General features: G+C 35.5%; 5 protein-coding genes. 3 read left to right on the forward strand and 2 right to left on the reverse strand.

The features are described 5' to 3' along the window. Positions 1-559: ribonuclease H family protein (locus tag AC1DTM_RS23075; RefSeq protein ID WP_477000978.1), on the forward strand; the 559-nt coding region annotated here is incomplete at its 5' end. 12 nt (positions 560-571) lie between these two features. Beyond that, a complete protein-coding gene (locus AC1DTM_RS23080) occupies positions 572-748 on the forward strand; it encodes a zinc-finger domain-containing protein (RefSeq protein ID WP_002011906.1) in 177 nt (58 codons plus the stop codon). A gap of 33 nt (positions 749-781) precedes the next feature. On the opposite strand, the gene AC1DTM_RS23085 is transcribed toward AC1DTM_RS23080, so the two are convergent. Both AC1DTM_RS23085 and cspB read right to left on the reverse strand, forming a co-directional pair. After that, positions 782-1,030: a DUF2564 family protein gene (locus AC1DTM_RS23085; protein ID WP_002158521.1), complete on the reverse strand. Its 249-nt coding sequence runs from the start codon at positions 1,028-1,030 to the stop codon at positions 782-784. 119 nt (positions 1,031-1,149) lie between these two features. Then, positions 1,150-1,347: a cold shock-like protein CspB gene (cspB, locus tag AC1DTM_RS23090; RefSeq protein WP_002011904.1), complete on the reverse strand. Its 198-nt coding sequence runs from the start codon at positions 1,345-1,347 to the stop codon at positions 1,150-1,152. A 239-nt stretch (positions 1,348-1,586) separates the two neighbouring features. Here cspB and AC1DTM_RS23095 point away from each other — a divergent pair, with 239 nt between their 5' ends. Then, on the forward strand, positions 1,587-2,315 hold the full coding sequence (locus tag AC1DTM_RS23095; protein WP_002158520.1) for a YqcI/YcgG family protein: 729 nt from the start codon (positions 1,587-1,589) through the stop codon (positions 2,313-2,315). Positions 2,316-2,409: the final 94 nt, after the last annotated feature.

Raw genomic sequence — 2,409 nt, forward strand, 5'->3', positions numbered from 1 at the left:
GGATTTTGAGAAAACAGGAAGGGCGAAAGAACTTTKATTTTACGATGAAATGGACGCGGAATGGTCATTAAAAGAAATGAAAAAACTGAGTAAGCAAGTGGAGGAAGATCCGCAAGAAATTCAAGTTTATTTTGATGGTGGTTATGATGTACAGACGAAAGAAGCTGGGGTGGGTATATGTGTATACTATAAAAAAGGAAATACAAATTACCGAATTCGTCGCAATGCATACATAGAAGGCATATATGATAATAACGAAGCGGAGTATGCAGCATTATTATACGGGGTGAATACACTCGAAGAATTAGGAATTAAATATGAAGCGGTTACACTTCGTGGAGATTCTCAAGTTGTACTGCAGCAATTAGCTGGTGAATGGCCTTGCTATGATGAACATTTAAATCATTACTTAGACCAAATTGAACAAAAAGCGAAGCAAATGAAATTAAAACTTGTTTGTGAACCGATATCTAGAAAACAAAATAAAGAGGCACATCAATTAGCAGCGCAAGCATTAGAAGGGACGACAATTGATAGTCATAAAGAAATAACCGAATAGAGAGGTGCACACGTGAAGAAGAAGCAACTCATTACAGAGGTAAATGACTTATTAGAAACGTATTGCGGAGGGTGTTTCCTGCAGGAACATAATCGGAAAAATCATAGTAAATACTATGCCCATTCTTTTTGTATACGGCAATGTACGGTTGGAGAGAAGTTGAAAAAGTATGGGGAGCAATTGTCATAAAAAACATCCAGAGAATTTTCTCTGGATGTTTTTTTAGTGCTTCGCTTCGTGTAATTGATGCTCGCATTTACTTAATTTTTTTTCTTCATTCATTAGAAATGGCTCATCTAAATCTGTTGCAACGGATTTCATGACTTCAAGCTGAGAACGAGCCGATTCTACTGCAGTAGTGGCATGCTCTAATGTGTCTGGATCCATTGAAATTGTTGCAGAACCTACCATTTTTTGTGCAGTTTCTACACGGAATTTTACTTCTTCAAAATCATTTACATGTGACCCCATTGTTATTGCCTCCTTTGGATTTTGCGCATTTCACATAGTTTTTGCTCTGTAAAACGGAAATATACAAAGGAATAACAAAGGAGGTTACCAAGTAAGGTAACCTCCTGTCATATGTGGGATTAAAGTTTTGCTACGTTAGCAGCTTGAGGTCCACGGTTTCCTTCAGTAATGTCGAAAGATACTTCTTGACCTTCCTCTAAAGCCTTGTAGCCGTCGCTTTGAATAGCAGAGAAATGTACGAATACATCTTCAGAGCCTTCCATTTCGATAAATCCAAAACCTTTTTCATTGTTAAACCATTTTACTTTTCCTTGCATGTCACAATTCCTCCTAAAAACGATTCCTTTTTTCATTTAGTTAAATTCATTTTAAAAAATAATATAAATAAAAAATGCTATTTTCTCGAATATTCTGCTAAATGATTAATTTAAATATACACGAATTGGTAGAATTTAGTCAAGTAAGCGCTTTGAAATCTTTGTATTTTTAAAAAGGTATAGGACAAGCCGAGTATGTAATATTCTTAAGTGAATGCTGTACATAATGAGGTGAAAGAATGGATGAGTCTTATTTATTAGATAATGAAGGAATGAAAAATAGAGGCGACATACCGAATTGGGTTGCAAAAGAATTTCAAAATTTTTCGAGTGTCGTGTTAGAACCAACTTTTCCGTGTTATTTCGGTTTAACGGCTTTGAAAAAGAATGAACTTCGTTATTCATTTCTCTCTCATAATGATTGGGGGCATTTACCCAATACAATGTTATCTTTTTTAGAGTTAATGAGAGAGCGGCCGATTGTAAGAAGGGGCTTTTTTCTTTTTGTGGAACCGGAATGTGAAGAAAAATCAATCGAATATTATCGAGATTATTTTTGGAAAGTACTACAATATTTACATGAACAAGATAATCAATTATGGCCAAAGCAAATCCCGAAAAATCCAGAGCATTATTTATGGGAATTTTCATTTGGTGGTGAACCAATATTTGCATTTGGGAATGCGCCAGCTTATAAACAGCGAAAGACTAGGCATTTAGGAAATTCTCTCGTTATTGGATTCCAGCCACGAACTATTTTCGATGGCTTAGAAGGAGATCGTCCTAAAGGGTCGTATTCAAGACAAATGGTCCGTGAACGAGTTGAAAAGTGGGATCAGTTGCCGAAACACCCTAACATTAGTCACTACGGCGATCCTAATCATCGTGAATGGAAACAATATTTCATAGGGGATGATATTGAGCCGATTAAAGGTAAATGTCCTTTTCATCATAGAGTAGAGAAATAAGAGCCATCAACAGGATGGCTCTTTTGTATATTTTGGATAAAAAAGGGTACTGTATTAGTGAATAATTTTTATGAAAGCTAGTCTATTTTCTATA

It is taken from the genome of Bacillus sp. P4_D3 (assembly GCF_056401855.1).